Origin of the sequence: Neorhizobium sp. SOG26 (assembly GCF_003491345.1) — a bacterium.
In the GTDB taxonomy this organism is placed as follows: Bacteria; Pseudomonadota; Alphaproteobacteria; order Rhizobiales; family Rhizobiaceae; genus Neorhizobium; species Neorhizobium turbinariae.
In genome coordinates this window covers 174,533-190,340 of sequence record NZ_CP025513.1, presented here as the reverse complement: position 1 = coordinate 190,340, position 15,808 = coordinate 174,533, and the positions used below count along the sequence as shown (strand labels likewise).

The window sequence follows — 15,808 nt, the reverse complement described above, 5'->3', positions numbered from 1 at the left end:
CTAGGTCTCCATCACGCCGCGACGGCCCAGCAGTCCGCGAGGACGGACGAGCAGGATGATGACGGCTACGAGGTAGATGATGATCTGGTCGATGCCAGGGAAGATCGCCTTCACCTGGGTCATCGACGCGAAGGATTGGAGGATGCCGAGAAGGAAGCCGGACGCGATCGCTCCGGGAAGCGAACCCATGCCGCCAACCACGACAACCACGAAGGAGATGACCAGGAAGTCCATGCCGATCGTGTAGTTGGGCGGAAGTAGCGGCGTGTACATCACGCCTGCCATGCCCGCCACGACCGCGGCGATGCCGAACATGATCGTGAAGCGCCGATCGATATTGATGCCGAGAATCCCGACTGTCTCGCGGTCTGCCATGCCGGCACGCACGACCATGCCAAAGGTGGTGAACTGCAGGAAGGCAAACACCGCGGCGATGATGCCGGCGGAGAACAGGAAGTAGACCAGTCGCCACAGCGGATAGGTGATGACTCCGGGCGCCATGCCGAGCCAAGCTCCGATGTCGGCGGCGCCGCGCAGGTCCGTCGGCATCGGCTGCGGGATCGGGTTCGGCCCAAAGATCGCCTTGATGATTTCACCGAGCACGATCGCAAGACCGAAGGTGACGAGGATCTGTTCTGCGTGCGGGCGCTTGTAGAAATACTTGATGAGCCCGCGTTCCATGCCGATGCCGATCAACAGCATCACCGGGATCGCCAGAAGCAGCGAGAGGGGGACGGAATAGTTGACGAGGATGGCTCCGAAGTCGCCGAACCAGGCCTGCACCAGCGGCGCACGGATCTCAACGGGTGTTCCCCATGGAGACAGGTTGTTCGGGTCAACCGTGACGGTTTCAAGCGTCAGCAACTGGCGAAAGGTGACGGCGCAGAAGGCGCCGATCATGAACAGCGCCCCGTGTGCAAAGTTCACCACGCCAAGCGTGCCGAAAACGAGCGTCAGTCCAAGGGCGATAAGCGCGTAGGCGCTGCCTTTATCAAGCCCGTTCAGGAACTGAAGAAACAAGACTTCAAACAATGCGGCCTCCCCGACCTGCAGTCATTCATGCGGAACCCGCCCCGCCGTGTGTTTGGCGGGGCGGGGGCACGTTCAGCTTAGCGGCACTGAGGAACCGGCTCGGCCGCGCCAAGCTCGCCGCCGAAGATCGCCGGGTCGTAGTTTGCCGTCTCGCGGTCGATTTCCTTGACGATGTTCAATACGTCGAACTGGCTTGTCGGCTTCTCGTTGCCGCGAACGACCAGCACGGACTTCATGCACTGGTGGTCTTCGGCGCGATAAAGCGTCTTGCCATTGCCCATGCCGTCGAACTCGAATCCTTCCAGCGCCTTGATGACTTCCGGCGGGTAGAAGGTTCCGGCGCGCTCGCAGGCATCCGCATAAAGAAGTGCCTGGACGTAGGCCGTGTGAGCGGCCTGCGACGGCGGTGAGCCGTAAGCCGCGCCGAACGACTTGGTGAAAGCCTTCGAGCCTTCGTCGGGGAGATTCCAGTGCCAGTTGGACGTGCCGAAGATGCCCTTGATGTTTTCGCCGGCGCCTTTCGCCATTAGCTCGGAGAACAGCGGCACCACGACCTCGAACTGCTTCCCGTTCGCCTGACGGTCGCGCATGCCGAACTGCACGGCCTGGGTCAGCGAGTTGACCATGTCGTTGCCGTAGTGGTTGAGGATCAGCACGTCGGCGCCGGAGTTGAGGACCGGCGTGAGGTACTGCGAGAAGTCCGCGGCCCCGAGCGGCGTGCGCACGGTCTGGACCGTCTGCCAACCGAGCGCTTCAGTTGCCGCCTTGATCGATTCTTCCTGCGTCCAGCCCCAGGTATAGTCGGCCGTCAGGTGGTATGCCCGACGCTCCTTGCCGTATTCCTCGCCGAGAACCGGCGCAATCGCGATGCCCGACTGGTACGCGTTGAAGAAGTGGCGGAAGCCGTAGCGACGCTTGTCCTTGCCGGTCGTGTCGTTGGAGTGTGTCAGGCCGGCCATGAAGATCACGCCCAGTTCCTGGCAAAGGCTCTGCACCGCAATTGCCTCGCCGGAGGAGGAGCCGCCGGTGATCATGATCGCGCCGTCGCGCTCGATCATGCGGGTCGCGCCTGCGCGGGCCACGTCGGACTTGGTCTGGCTGTCCGAGCTGACATACTGGACCTTCTTGCCGAGAATGCCGTTGCCCTTGAGTGCCGAAGGCTTCAGCACGTTCAGCAGCCCGCCGTCGCCTTCGCCGTTCAAGTGCTTGATGGCAAGCTCATAGGCTTTCTGCTCGTCTGCGCCTTCTTCGGCGTAAGCGCCGGTGAGCGGCAGGTTCAGGCCGAAGGTCACGGTACTTCCGGTCGGATTGTTGCAGAAGTCCTGCGCCCAGGCGCCGCGCGAAAATACGAGCGGTGCGACACCAGTGGCGAGAATACCAGTGAGGCCCGTCTTGATGACATTGCGGCGTGTGAAGCCGCCCTTGATTGTGCTCATTGAATTCCTCCCTTGTTCACGGAAGCCCGTCCCGCAACGAGCTTAGCGTTTTACTATCGGTCTCAAGTAATAGACTCGCAATAGGTCATTGTAAGACAACGAAAAATCTGTAAATCTTTGCACATGGAGAGAGTGAAAACTGTCAACGTGTTGACAGGGGAGGTTGGCAGTGCGCGCACCGATAGGCTTGAGGATCAGCACGAGGCGCAAAGCCCTCTCCATCTCGCAGGCGGCCCTCGCGCGGGCCGTGGGCGTATCACCGAGCTACCTTAACCTGATCGAGGGCAACAAAAGGCAGGTGGGCGGCACCTTGCTCCAACGCATCGCCGCCGAACTCGGCATCGAGCGGGACGAACTGACCGGCGAGGCGGAGCACCGCCTCATGCACGAACTGATTGAGGCCTTCGCTGATCCCGTGCTCGCGGACAGAGGCATGCGGCCAGAAGACGCTCGCCATCTCGTCGCCACCAGCCCCGGTATCGCTGCAGTCATTGCCCAGCTCTACCGCGCCTATACCACCGCCATGTCGAGCAGTGACGCCTATGCCGATCGACTTCGCGCTGATCCGCTGCTTTCGCAACTTCTCCACCAGGTGCTTTCCGGTATCACCGCAATTCGCTCTGGTGCAGAAATTCTTGATTCGGTGCCGGACCTCAGCAGCGAAGAGCAGACACGCTTTTTAGGTTCGATCAGCCGCGAGGCGTTCGGATTGACTGCGGTTGCCCGCAACCTGATCGGTCAGTTCGACCAGACCTCAAGCCGCAGCCGTTTCGCCTCCGCCCGCCAAGAGGTGGACGACATGATCTTCGCCGCCCAGAACCATTTCCCGGAACTCGAGGATGCCGCTGCCACGCAGCGCCGGCGAATCGACGCGGATGGAGCATTTGACGAGGCAACGATGGTCCACCTGCTTTCTCGCCATCATGCGGTTACGATCCAGCGCTCCGCGGAGCCGCGTGGCGGCAAAGCTTTCGGTTATGAGCCTTCGACTCGAACGCTCTGGTTCCGCAACACAGTTCCTCAGTCAACGCGCCAGTTCCAGATGGCACGCCTGATCGCGGAGTTGAATTGTGCGGACGTGCTGGACGACGTGCCAGGAGTGCGCCGGCTTGCATCCCCGATGGCGCGGCAAGGCGCTCGGCGTTATCTCGCGACCTACATCGCCGGGGCGATCCTTTTTCCCTATGAGAGCTTTCTCGCTGACGCAGTGGCACTGCGCTATGACGTCGATGCGCTAAGTGAACGTTACAACGCGAGCTTCGAGCAGATCGCCCACCGTCTCGTCACGCTCCGCCGCAGCGGCGAGGCCGGACTGCCGTTTGGTTTCCTGCGCGCCGATCCGGCGGGCCGCCTGTCGAAGCACTTCCCTCTGCCAGGTCTTCTGCTTCCGACGAGCGGGCATGCCTGTCCGCTCTGGGCAATCTACACGGCTTTCCGCACTCCGGGACAGATCGTGCGTCAGGTCGCACGATTTTTCGACGGTTCACGATTTCTGTTTGTGGCGAAGGCCGTATCGCGCGCGACTTCAGGCTTCACCGACGTTGCGCTACCGCATTCCGTGTTGCTGATCACGGATATCCTGCACGCCGACGCAACAGTCTACGGCGACGGGCTGAACCTGTCGGACTCACGGCTCGACGTCCCCGTTGGTCCGACCTGCCGTCTGTGTACGCGAACCGATTGCGCCAGTCGCCAGGAAGAGCCGTGGTCACCCGGCGGGGAGAACATTCCTCCTACTTTAGTAGCGGTCTGACGAGTCACTGCATCATCCGTTTGTGGCTGCGCGGTTCAATGGTAAGGTGGCACCGGAGGAAGAGGGAGGATCAAAGTTGCCAACCGACATTCTCATCGCCGAGGACGAACCGAGCATCCTCGAAGCGTTGAGTTTCGTGTTGCAGCGGGCGGGGTGGACAGTGCAATCGGTGACCGATGGAGAGGCGGTCATGCAGGCTGTGCGTCGAATGCGTCCGCGTGTTCTCGTGCTCGATGTCATGATGCCGAAGAAATCCGGCTTTGAAGTGCTCAAGCAGATCCGTGCTGACGCCTCGCTGCGCGCGTTGCCGGTGCTTGTGTTGACGGCGAAGGGGCAGCAGCAGGATAAACGTGTGGCGGAGGAACTGGGGGCGGACAGGTTTATCACCAAGCCGTATTCCAACGTGGACGTGATCGACACGGTGCGCGAATTGCTTGAAGCAAACACGGCGGAGAGCAGCCCATGAACAGTCGTACTGTGCCATGATTCGTCGCAAGCTTGTTGCGGCGGCACTGTTCTTCACGCTGTTCGGCGCGATTGCGTTCATGCCACCCTTCGCGCTGCTGTTTCGCACCAATACCCGCGTTCTGGGTGTCCCGCTTGAGGCCGCGTATATATTTGTTGTGTGGATCCTGCTGATCCTGGGTGCACGGTGGTTCAGCCGCGTGCTGCCTGACGATAACGCGGCCCCTGCAGATGCGCAGCAGGATCGTTCGTCATGACGCTGACCGCCGATCTGGTCATCGCCACCTCGGTTGCCTATGTCGGCTTGCTTTTTCTCGTCGCGTTTCTCGCCGATCGGCACACGCGCCGGCGCGCTGGTGGCTTCCTGCGCTCACCGTTCGTCTACACACTCTCCATCTCGGTCTATTGCACGAGCTGGACCTTTTATGGTGCCGTAGGCTCGGCGGCGCGCACCGGGCTTGAATTCGTCACCATCTACCTCGGCCCTACGCTTGTTTTCATTGGTTGGTGGTTCATTCTCCGACGTCTGGTGCATATCAGCCATAGCCAGCGCATTACCTCCATCGCAGACCTGCTCTCCTCTCGCTTCGGCAAGTCTGGCGTCCTTGGCGTGCTCGTAACGCTGCTCGCCGTTATCGCGATTGCCCCCTACATCGCGCTGCAACTGAAGGCGGTGACCTCATCGATCGAGGCGATTGCCGGCGCTTCCGAGTTCGGGCGCGGCAGCCTGGAGGGGTGGGACGAAGGTGGCCTCGCTTTTGGCGTCGCGGCGGGCATGGCAGCTTTCACAATTCTTTTCGGCACGCGTAACGTTGACGCGAACGAACAGCATCATGGCGTGGTCGCCGCCATTGCGCTCGAAGCGGTGGTGAAGCTGACCGCTCTGATCGCCGTCGGCGTCTTCGTCATCTATGCGGGCGGCGCGCTAGAAGGCGTTTTTACCGGCGCGGCGGCGGCCGGCATCGACATCTACGACACTGATACCTTCGGCGACCGCTGGATCGCCTCTATGCTGCTCGCCGCGGCGGCCATCATCTGCCTGCCGCGTCAGTTCCAGGTGACGGTGGTGGAAAACTCGGACGAAAGCCACCTCCGCACAGCAAGCTGGGCGTTCCCCGCCTACATGCTGGCGATGAGCCTCTTCATCCTGCCGATCGCACTTTACGGGCTGACGATCATGCCCGCCGGCTCCAACCCCGACATGTTCACCCTGACCCTGCCTCTAGCCGCGGGGCAGGGCGGGCTCGCACTCTTCGCCTTCATTGGCGGTTTCTCTTCCGCCACATCGATGATCATCCTGGAGTCGATCGCGCTGTCGATCATGGTGTCGAACCATATCGTAGTGCCGCTGATGTTGCGTTTTGGTGCGGAGGGACATGTCGGCAGCGACCATGGCGTACGACGCCTGCTCCTGCGGGCGCGGCGCGTTTCCATCGTGCTGATCCTGTTCCTCGGCTTCGGTTACTTTTACCTGACGCGCTCGTCAGATGCGCTGGCGCCGATTGGGCTCATCTCGTTCACAGGTGTGGCGCAGTTCCTGCCAGCGATCCTCGCCGCGCTTTTTTGGCGCGACGCATCTGCCAAGGCCGCGATTGCGGCCATATCAACTGGCTTCCTTGTCTGGCTCTGGGCGAGCTTCCTGCCATCCTTCGCCACTTCGTCGCCGAGCGTGGCTGCAATCATGGCGGAAGGCCCCCATGGCATTTCCTGGCTTCGGCCGCAGGCCTTGTTCGGGCTGGATATGCTGGACCCGCTTGCCCACGGTGTTTTCTGGAGCCTCTTTGCCAACACCACGGTCTTGATCCTGGGCTCGCTTGTCACGCGCCAGTCCGCACTGGAGCACGTGCAGGCCGCGTTGTTCATCGATATGTCGGGACGCAGCCCATCCGAACCTGGTTCGCTCCACGGCTCCGCCACGACCGACGACCTGCTTCTGGTCGCACGCCGCGTGCTCGGCCAACAGCGGGCCTTTGATCTCTTTTCGGAGGAGGCACGGCAGACTGGCACAGCCTGGACAAGCCTTGAACCGACACCGGCCTTCATCAACCGCTTGGAGCGAGAACTTGCCGGCTCGATCGGTGCGGCCTCTGCGCATATCATGCTGTCGAAAGTCGTCTCAGGTGGCGAGGTCTCGCTTGAGGAAGTCATGCGCATGGCGGACGAGACCCAGCAAGTCATCGAACACTCGCAAGCTTTGGAACGCACCTCGGCTCAGTTGCGCGCTACAGCTGAAAAATTGGAGGCCGCAAACCTTCAGTTACGGGAAGTGGACCGGCAGAAGGACGAGTTCCTCAGCCAGGTAAGCCACGAGGTCCGCACCCCGATGACGGCAATCCGCGCCTTCTCCGAGATCCTGCTGTCGGAGCGCGATCTTGATGAGTCCTCAGTCCGCAGCTTCGTGGACACGATCCACAAGGAAAGCTTGCGATTGACCTCCCTCCTGGACGAGATCCTTGATGTTTCCGCGCTCGAAAAAGGCGATCGGGTTTGGGAGGCAAACCTCTTTGATCCGGAGCGATCACTGGATCAGGCGCTGCGGGTTTGCGACGCGCTTGCCTTGCACAATGGCACCACGCTGCAAGTCACCCAACGCGTGGACTCGGCTCATGTGTCCGGCGATGCGGACCGTCTCAGCCAAGTGTTGATTAACTTGATCTCGAACGCCATCAAATACAACAATGCTCCGTCGCCGACGGTATGGATCAGGTCCTTTATCGACGGCCCACACTACTGTGTGGAGATCTCGGACAATGGCGCTGGTATTCCGGAAGCGGAGCAGCCGCGCATCTTCGACAAGTTCTATCGCGGACAACGGGGGCGGGCCGCCGCCTATGCCGGAGCGGGACTCGGGTTGCCGATCAGTCGGGAAATTCTCGCCCGCATGCGAGGCACGCTTGAACTCGTGCCCGGCGCCGCAGAGGGAGCCTGTTTCTGCATGAGGCTTCCTTTGGAGATGGATGCGAGAGCCACAGGCTGAGAAACTGAGCCACTTGTGTTTGGGAACATTCGATCTATCATCGTCCCGTTAGAAGGAGGGGCACAGACATGTACAGGTTCGAAATCTACAAGGACAAGGCTGGCGAATTCCGTTTCCGGTTCAGGGCATCCAACGGTCAGACATTGTTCGCATCCGAAGGATATTCGGCCAAGGCTTCCGCTGTTGCCGCGATCGAATCGATCAAGAAGAACGCACCCGGCGCAACCACGGATGACCAGACGACGGCGATGGCCTGAAGCCTGAAGTCGTTGTTGACTGAAAGGTCTATGCAGATCGTGGCCGCCTGCTCCACGTGAGCGGCCACGCGGCAGGTGACTTGCTTAGGTCACCGACACGACCTTCACCGCACCTCGCCGGTCCAGCACCTCAACCGTCACCTGGTTTCCTGCACGATGCAGGGCCACATCGGCTGCGCCGCTACCGACAGTGAGGTTGCGGATCACGACCTCGTCCAAGAAAGCGGGCAGGACTGGTCGTTCGAAAATGACCTGCGTGTTCTGCGGGTCGAAGCTCAACCCGAGACTTGATTGGAGCAGGGAGAGGGGTGCAGCTGCCGCCCACGCCTGAGGGGTGCAGGCGACAGGATAGAAGGTTGGGCCCTGTGCCCGCTGACGCCTGAAGCCGCAGAACAGTTCCGGCAGGCGTCGCAGATCAATGTATGTCGAGGCTGCAAACAGTCCTTCGAACACTTTTGAGGCTTCTTTCCGGAAGCCATAACGGCCAAGACCCGAAGCAATGAGCGAGTTGTCGTGCGGCCAGACTGACCCGTTGTGGTAGCTCATCGGGTTGTACCGCGCTTCGGTGGATGGGACGGTTCGAATACCCCAGCCGCAGAAGGACGATGGTTCCATCAGCGTCTTCACGACCGCTTCCGCCCGTTCCGGATAAGCTATTCCTGTGAGCAGCGCATGGCCGGCATTCGATGCCCTGACACGGCACGCCCGCTTGTCGCCATCAAGGGCGAGGACGAATGTCCCCAGAGATTCATCGAAGAAGGCCGCATCGAACGCGCTTTGAAGGGCTGCCGCCCTGGCCGAGTATTGCGATGCTTGCTCCCGACGGCCCAGTCGACGGCAGATCAACGCTGCGACACTGAAGGCACCATAGGTGTAGGCCTGTACTTCAGCAAGCGCGATCGGACCCTTGGCGAGGGTACCGTCGGCGTGGAAGACGGAGTCGTAGCTGTCCTTCCAGCCTTGGTTGACCAGACCATCTTCTGTCATCCGCCCGTATTCCACGAAGCCGTCTCCGTCGCGGTCGCCATAGTCCTCCAGCCAAGCGAGGGCGGCTTCGATATTCGGCAAAAGTCCTCGAAGCGTCTCCAGGTCGCCTGTGCGTTCTAGGTAGGCGCCTGCAAGCATCACGAAGAGAGGCGTCGAGTCGACGCTACCGTAGTAGCGACGGAAGGGAACCTCACCCATCTCTGCCATCTCGCCATAACGCACCTCGTGGAGGATCTTGCCCGGTTCGGCATCCGCCGCAGGGTCAACGTCTTTTGCCTGGTTAGCTGCGAGGTGGCGGAGCACGCCTTTTGCAATCGTCGGATCGAGCCACAACGTCTGGAGCGCAGTGATGATGGCATCCCGGCCGAAGACCGTGCTGAACCAGGGGATGCCGGCGTATGGATACGGCCCTTCCGGCGTATCCGTCATCAGCATGTAGATGTCAGATACGCTTCTGCGCAGCGCTTCGTTGAAGATGTCGTTCGATGTCTGAACGGCTGCCGCCCTTGAGGAGGCTTGGCGAAGAGCGCGTCGCGCATCCCGGAAGCCCTTGAAAAAAGCCACTGTCGGCGAAGCTTCCGCCGCCGAGTTGCAGGCGATCTCGATGAAGATCGAGCGGGACTGCCCGGGTTCCAGCTGGATGCGGTAGGTTATCTGCTCGGCGGTAATCCGCTTTGGTGCGGGCTCGAACCGAAGCGTCGTGCTTCGCCGGCAGCCGTCAAGGCCGGTGTAGGAAAGCTCCAAGCCGTCTTGCTTGGAAACCGCGGCGCCTTGAGTTCCGCGCTTCCGGCGCTCCGTTCCCCGCACCTCGAACAGATCCGCGAAATCGGCGCTGATGGCAAAATCGATCGAAATCTCGTGCGGCTGATCGTCGAAGTTCTTCACCAGCAGACGCTCGAGGCATCGCCCTTGCCAGAGGAAACGCGTCCGCCGGAGATGAAGGAGATCGTGTTCGAGCACCAACTTGCCGCTGGCATCATACAAGTCGGGGTTGGTCAGGTCGCAGGTCAGCGTTGCGTTGTCGTCCCTCAGAGTGGAACTGAGAAGCATCGGTCGCACGCCACCGATGGTCATGTAAAAATGCGAGAGATAGCGGGTGTCGCGGTGGAAGATTCCCTCCGGGCTCCCCGGGCCCGATATCACGTCGCCATTGTGGTCAAACACGGCAAATGTATCGCCGTGTTTGAGGGTGCGGGGTCGTCGTTCCTGCAAGGATGCCGAGGCAGGAATGAAGAACTGCCCGACCGAGCTCAGCTGGAGCCCGGGGAGATTGGGAGCTTGAGGCTGAATGTCTGCAGCGTCCATGAAACCATCTCCTTGCTCAGGCGACCCCCTGCAGGTCGAGGTTGTCATTGTTCGCGGCTTGGTGTGTCGAGCCGGAGCCAGAAATCAGGTGCTGGTAGATCGAGAGATAATCTTCGGCCATGCGCTCGACCGTGAAGCGTCGCTCGAAGGTCTCCCGAACATTCTGCCTCGGAAGCTCATCGAGGCGTTTGAGAACCGACACGGCGGATGAGATGTCTTCAACAATCATGCCGGAGATGCCGTGGTCGATGATTTCCGGGACCGAGCCATTTCGGAAGGCGATGACCGGTGTGCCGCAGGCCATGGCCTCGATCATGACCAAGCCGAATGGTTCGGGCCAATCGATCGGGAAGAGCAGGGCGCGCGCATTACCCAGGAAGCTCGCCTTCTGCTGCTCGCTGATCTCGCCGACGAACTCCACATTGGGGCTTTCGCGCACCATCGGTTCGATGACGGTCTCCCAGTATTCGCGGTCGGCGTTATCGATCTTGGCTGCAATTTTCAGCTTCACGCCAGCGCGCCCGGCAATCTCGATCGCCCGATCAGGTCGTTTCTCCGGAGAGATCCTGCCAAGGAAGGCAACGTAGTCTTCCTCGGGCTTCGCCGTGAACGGCAGGACGTTGCGTGGCAGCCCGTGGTAGACGGTGCCCGCCCAGTTTACCGGTGGCATCGGCTTGCGCTGGTCGTCAGAAATCGAGACCAGCGGTTGGTTGGGAAAGAACCTGTAGAACGGCTGCAGATCAGGGAGATCAAGCCGCCCGTGCAGCGTCGTTAGCGCAGGCACATTGAGATGAGCCAGCATCGGGTAATGCAGGAGGTCGATGTGGAAGTGCAAGACATCAAAATCGGACGCCCGTCTGCGGACCTCCTCCAGAAGGATCATGTGATGGGGTAGTGGATCCTTCACGGCCGGATCGAGTCTGAGTGCCGTGGGACAGGCGGAAACAAGCTTTGCGTCGGTGATCGAGTCACCACTGGCAAAAAGCGTTACTTCATGGCCCTGCCGAACGAGTTCCTCCGTCAGGTAAGACACGATCCGCTCCGTTCCCCCGTAGAGCTTGGGCGGAACGCGTTCAGCGAGTGGAGCGATCTGGGCGATCTTCATGATGAACAACCTCCTTCAACGAAAAAGGTAGACCTGCAGCTATCCTCCGCACCGGCTCTGTTTCGAGCACAGGTCGCTGTTGAACGCCCACCGGTTGACAGGGCGGTGAAGAGGAAGACGCACAAAGAAGTCGCGCCAAGGAGACAAAGACATTTTCGCCTTCACCTGTTCAGCAGGACCAAGTTGCCATGAAGCTTGCCGGATGCGGAAGCGGCCTTGATCTAGGAAAGCGGAAACGGGGGATCAAGATGTTGATGCTTACATCGCATGGCAGAGACGTCATCCGCGACGAACGCGCAAGGCAGGTGGCCTCGAAACAAGATTGCCTTGATGTCGACAAGCAAGTTATGGGGAGACCCGTTCCAAACGCAGTGCCGCCGTCATGCTGAGCGATCTCAATCTGAACCTCCTGCGCTCATTCTACATCATCGCCGAAGAGCGAAGTCTTACGCGCGCGGCATCACGGCTTAACATGACGCAGCCCTCCGTAAGCCAGGCGCTGCAGAGGCTGGAGGAGCAACTCGGTTGCCAACTCGTCTTTCGCGACAGCCGGAGGTTCGAACTCACGGTGCCTGGCCAGAAGATCTACGAGGAGTGCGCCGAGATCTTCCGGTCGGTCGAGCGGATCGGGGTGCTGACGAAGGATGCATCTACGGAGGAATCTGGCGAGATCAAGCTCCAGATCATCAGCAATCTGGAGTCTCCGCTGATCAACGAGGCGCTGAGGGTTTATCACCAGCGTCATCCGTCTGTGCGGTGGATGATCGAAGTCCAGAACAGCCAGGAAACGGTGCGGCGCATATTGGCAGAAAAGAGCGGTATCGGCATTTGCCTCTTGCCCCGTCCGGTCTTCAATCTGGACTGCAAGCTGCTCTTCCGGGAGGAGTTCAGCGTCTTCTGCGGTGCCGAGCACCCATTTTATGGACGGGCACAGGTTGAGAAACGCGAGCTGCGCCAGGAATCCTTCATCTCCTTCACCTGTGCGGGCGAGGGCTTGGGGCTGGAACCCATGGCCGTTCTCAGCGAAAGCATTGGTCTTGGAGAACGGATCAGCGGCCGAAGCGCCAACCTGGAAGAGGTGCGGCGCATGATCATCGCCGGCCTCGGCATCGGGATACTACCGCCGACGGCCGTGCGAACCTATGTCGACAACGGTCAGCTATGGCCGCTGGAGATCCTGGACTTCCCACTCGGGGCTGATGTCTTCCTGGTCTCGTATCCAGGTTGTGCGTTCACAAGTGCGGAGCACCGGTTCCTGGAACTCCTCGACGAGTTGAAGTCGCTCTACCCCGACATGACCTGACACGACGCGTCAGGTTTGTGCTGCCGCTGGGCTTCTCGAAGGAGGCCGCTGGATGGCCTCCTTGAGAAAATACATCAACGCGCTTATCGATCCGCCCGAGCGACAACCGAGTGCAGCAGCACGTTCAGGCCAGGGGCCAGATCACCGGGATCGCACGACTCTTCGTTGTTGTGGGTGATGCCGCCCTTGCAGGGCGTGAAGATCATCGCCGTAGGGCAATGACGAGCGAGGAAATAAGCATCGTGCCCGGCCTGGGACTGAATGTCCCGCCAGTTGTAGTTCATCCGCTTTGCTTCCGCGCGGATCTGGCCGACCATCTCGCCGTCGAAAATATCGCCACCCCAGAACCACTCGTCCTCAATCTCCGCCTCGCATCCGGCACGGGCAGCGCTTTCGAAAACGGCGCGGCGCATCTTTTCCGCCATGACGCGGGCGGTTGCAGGGTCGGGATGACGCACGTCGCAGATCGCCTGCGCTGTGTCGGAGAGAATGCCTGGCTTGTTCGGCCATGCCGCTAGCCGTGCGCCGGTCGCTTTCCCGTCGCCAACCGCGAAATCCCAGCCGATATCGTCGACGGCCGTCAGCCACCGTGCCCCGGCAATTAGGGCATTATGGCGAAGATCCATCGGAGTTGGGCCAGTATGCGCAGTCCTGCCATTGAACCGCACGCGCATGCCATAGCTGGGATAGCCGCCGGTCACGACACCAACGTCACGCTTTTCAAGGTCGAGGATCGGGCCCTGCTCGATGTGAAGCTCGAAATAGGCGTCAATGTCGCCTGCCTTGCACGGCTTGTGGCCGTCGTAGCCGATCCGATGCAGTTCGTCGCCGAAGCGGGCACCGTCATCAGACACCAACTGCTTGACCCAATCCACCTCGTAGGCGCCGACGAAACAGCCAGAGGCGACCATTGGGGGCGAGAAGCGTGCGCCTTCCTCGTTGGTCCAGTCGACGATGACGATCGGCCGCTTGGTGACGTGGCCACAATCATTGAGGCTGCGGACCACTTCCAGGCCGGCCAGGACGCCGGCAATGCCGTCAAAGCGGCCGCCGTTGATCTGCGTGTCGAGATGGCTGCCGATCATGACCGGTGCAAGCGTCGGATCGGTGCCCTCGCGGCGCCCGAAGATGTTGCCAAGCTCGTCGATCTCGACGGAAAGTCCAGCTTCCCGGCACCAGTTGACAAAGAGGTCCCGCATCCGCCGGTCGTCATCAGTCAGAGTCAGCCGCGACAAGCCTCCGGTGCGGCCCTTGCCGATCTCGGCCGAGCTTTCGATGGTTGACCAATAGCGATCGATGTTGGCGCGTTGGTCGGCAGAAAAAGTCATGGTCATTCTCTCATTGGAAGGTGAGCCCGCATCAGGAGCCGAAAGACATCAGCGTCATCAGGCCCGGGAAGAGCACCAGAGCGAGCAAGACAAGCGTCATCACGCCAAGGAAGGGCAGGAGGTAGCGGAACGAGGCGGACATCGGGATGCCACCGGTGCGGCACGCGGCCATGAGGTCGATGCCAAGCGGTGGCGTATTTGCACCGATCGCGAGATTGATGGTCAGCAGGACCCCGAAGTAGACGGGGTCTATCTCAAAGGCGCGCAGCACTGGCAGGAAGACCGGGGCAAGGATCAGGATGATCGCGATCGACTCCATGAACGTGCCGAGGATGAGCACAGCGACCATCATCATGATCAGTGCCAGGGTGGCGCTTTCCGTCGTTCCGGTGATCGCATTGACCACCATCTGCGGAACCTGCTCGACCGTCAGGATCCAGCCGAAGACGGATGCCGCAGCGATGACCATCAAAATACCGCCGGTCATTTCGGTGGTGTCACGGAGCAGGCTGAAGACCTTGAAAAGGCTCAACTGGCGATACACGAAGGCGCCGATGAGGAGCGCATAGGCGACACCGACGCCGGCTGCTTCTGTTGGGGTGAAGATGCCGAAGCGAATGCCACCGACGATGATGACGGGCGCAAGAAGCGCGAGAATTGATTCCCGCAGCGCCGTACCAAGCCGTGCCCAGGAGAAGGCTTCGCCGCCCTTCCAGCCGTTCTTGCGGGAGATCCACCAGGCCACGACCATCAGGCCGAGACCCAAAAGAACGCCCGGGCCGATCGAGTTGACGAAGAGCTTGCCGATCGAGGTGCCGGTGGCCGTTCCGTAGACGATGAGGACGATAGAGGGCGGGATAACGGTGCCGAGCGAACCGGCACAACCGAGTGCGGCCGCGGAGAACCCGGGATGATATCCGCGCTCGCGCATGGCCGGCAGCATCATCGTGCCGATGGCGATGACGTCGGCGACACCAGACCCGGAGAGCGAACCGAACATCATGCAGGCCGCGATCATGACGATCGCAAGCCCGCCGGTACGCCGCCCGACGACAGCGGCGCAGAGATTGACAATGCGTGGTGCGAGCCCGCCATGCACCATCAATACGCCCGCGAGCAGGAAGAGTGGGATCGCCAACAGCGTGAAGCTGTCAATGCCGGCAACCATCCTTTGGGCCACAACGATGACCGGGATGGCATCGGCGACAAGCAGATAGGCGATCGAGGAGAGCGCAAGCGCGATCATGATCGGTGCGTCGATCAGGATCAGCAGGACAAAGACGCTCAGGAGTACGATGAGGGCGATGCTCATTTGCGCCATTCCACAAGGAGGATTGCAATAAGGGACAAGGCGGCGCTGACCGGCAGTGCCAGGTAGGTAAGCCCGACCGGCCAACTCAACGCGGTCGTCTCATGGCTCCACGTGAGAACTGTGAGTTTCCAGCCGGTCCAGAGAAGGACGATAAGGAAGAGGGCGGAGCACACGGCGGCGAGCATCGCGAGCGCGGTGCGGAACCTGCCGGGTTTCACAAGCAGGTCCGTCAGCCCGGCCGACAGATGCGTGCGGCGGATGAAGGCGGAAATTCCACCGATGAAGGTAACCCAAACCAGAAGCAGACGAGGAACTTCCTCCGACCAGCGCGGTGTGAAGGAAAACGCATAACGGCACACGACGACGTAGACGATCAACGCGGTGAAACAGGCAACGCCGAGGGCGCCGGCCGATGTTACAGCGACATCAATTGTTCGGGCGATGCGTGAAGAACGCGTCGAGGCATCTTGCATTGGAGGCTCCGGAACCGGGAATGGCTGCAATCGGGGTTGGCGGCGCGTGTAGTTGCCCGCCCGGGTTCGCCGGGC

13 protein-coding genes are annotated in these 15,808 nt (G+C 60.9%); 6 read left to right on the top strand and 7 right to left on the bottom strand.

Annotation, left to right across the window (positions count from 1 at the left end):
- Together CYG48_RS17505 and CYG48_RS17500 are read right to left on the bottom strand one after the other, a co-directional pair.
- Positions 1 to 1,032: a branched-chain amino acid ABC transporter permease gene (locus CYG48_RS17505; RefSeq protein ID WP_245450580.1), complete on the bottom strand. Its 1,032-nt coding sequence runs from the start codon at positions 1,030 to 1,032 to the stop codon at positions 1 to 3.
- Between the two features lie 77 nt (positions 1,033 to 1,109).
- The gene (locus CYG48_RS17500; RefSeq protein WP_118851870.1) at positions 1,110 to 2,468 is read right to left on the bottom strand and encodes a substrate-binding protein; all 1,359 of its coding nucleotides are present in this window, start codon (positions 2,466 to 2,468) and stop codon (positions 1,110 to 1,112) included.
- Between the two features lie 169 nt (positions 2,469 to 2,637).
- On the opposite strand from CYG48_RS17500, the gene CYG48_RS17495 reads away from it, so the two are divergent.
- The 5 genes from CYG48_RS17495 to CYG48_RS17475 all read left to right on the top strand — a co-directional run bounded on the left by CYG48_RS17495 (position 2,638) and on the right by CYG48_RS17475 (position 7,920).
- Positions 2,638 to 4,221, top strand: a complete 1,584-nt coding sequence (locus tag CYG48_RS17495) for a helix-turn-helix domain-containing protein (protein ID WP_199925335.1) — start codon at positions 2,638 to 2,640, stop codon at positions 4,219 to 4,221.
- Positions 4,222 to 4,297: 76 nt separating this feature from the next.
- Positions 4,298 to 4,687 carry a response regulator transcription factor gene (locus tag CYG48_RS17490; protein WP_118851868.1) on the top strand — a complete coding sequence of 130 codons (390 nt, stop codon included), beginning with the start codon at positions 4,298 to 4,300 and terminating at the stop codon, positions 4,685 to 4,687.
- A gap of 16 nt (positions 4,688 to 4,703) precedes the next feature.
- Positions 4,704 to 4,943 (top strand): hypothetical protein, encoded by a 240-nt coding sequence (locus CYG48_RS17485; RefSeq protein ID WP_057353057.1) that lies wholly within the window; start codon positions 4,704 to 4,706, stop codon positions 4,941 to 4,943.
- Positions 4,940 to 7,663 (top strand): sensor histidine kinase, encoded by a 2,724-nt coding sequence (locus CYG48_RS17480; RefSeq protein WP_118851867.1) that lies wholly within the window; start codon positions 4,940 to 4,942, stop codon positions 7,661 to 7,663. Before CYG48_RS17485 ends, CYG48_RS17480 begins: the two co-directional genes overlap by 4 nt.
- A gap of 68 nt (positions 7,664 to 7,731) precedes the next feature.
- A complete protein-coding gene (locus CYG48_RS17475) occupies positions 7,732 to 7,920 on the top strand; it encodes a YegP family protein (protein WP_118851866.1) in 189 nt (62 codons plus the stop codon).
- An 84-nt stretch (positions 7,921 to 8,004) separates the two neighbouring features.
- Here the strand turns inward: CYG48_RS17475 and CYG48_RS17470 are convergent, their stop codons facing one another.
- Positions 8,005 to 10,212 carry an amylo-alpha-1,6-glucosidase gene (locus CYG48_RS17470; protein WP_118851865.1) on the bottom strand — a complete coding sequence of 736 codons (2,208 nt, stop codon included), beginning with the start codon at positions 10,210 to 10,212 and terminating at the stop codon, positions 8,005 to 8,007.
- A gap of 16 nt (positions 10,213 to 10,228) precedes the next feature.
- Positions 10,229 to 11,317 (bottom strand): glycosyltransferase family 4 protein, encoded by a 1,089-nt coding sequence (locus CYG48_RS17465; RefSeq protein ID WP_118852823.1) that lies wholly within the window; start codon positions 11,315 to 11,317, stop codon positions 10,229 to 10,231.
- A gap of 382 nt (positions 11,318 to 11,699) precedes the next feature.
- On the opposite strand from CYG48_RS17465, the gene CYG48_RS17460 reads away from it, so the two are divergent.
- Positions 11,700 to 12,620 carry a LysR family transcriptional regulator gene (locus CYG48_RS17460; RefSeq protein ID WP_118851864.1) on the top strand — a complete coding sequence of 307 codons (921 nt, stop codon included), beginning with the start codon at positions 11,700 to 11,702 and terminating at the stop codon, positions 12,618 to 12,620.
- Between the two features lie 83 nt (positions 12,621 to 12,703).
- Here CYG48_RS17460 and CYG48_RS17455 read toward each other — a convergent pair whose 3' ends face one another.
- From CYG48_RS17455 to CYG48_RS17445, 3 genes are read right to left on the bottom strand one after another with little or no spacing between them, the layout of a single operon-like run.
- The gene (locus tag CYG48_RS17455; protein ID WP_118852822.1) at positions 12,704 to 13,948 is read right to left on the bottom strand and encodes a Zn-dependent hydrolase; all 1,245 of its coding nucleotides are present in this window, start codon (positions 13,946 to 13,948) and stop codon (positions 12,704 to 12,706) included.
- A 31-nt stretch (positions 13,949 to 13,979) separates the two neighbouring features.
- Positions 13,980 to 15,260 carry a TRAP transporter large permease gene (locus tag CYG48_RS17450; RefSeq protein ID WP_118851863.1) on the bottom strand — a complete coding sequence of 427 codons (1,281 nt, stop codon included), beginning with the start codon at positions 15,258 to 15,260 and terminating at the stop codon, positions 13,980 to 13,982.
- A complete protein-coding gene (locus tag CYG48_RS17445; protein WP_118851862.1) occupies positions 15,257 to 15,733 on the bottom strand; it encodes a TRAP transporter small permease in 477 nt (158 codons plus the stop codon). The genes CYG48_RS17450 and CYG48_RS17445 overlap by 4 nt, the downstream gene beginning before the upstream one ends.
- Between the last annotated feature and the right edge of the window lie 75 nt (positions 15,734 to 15,808).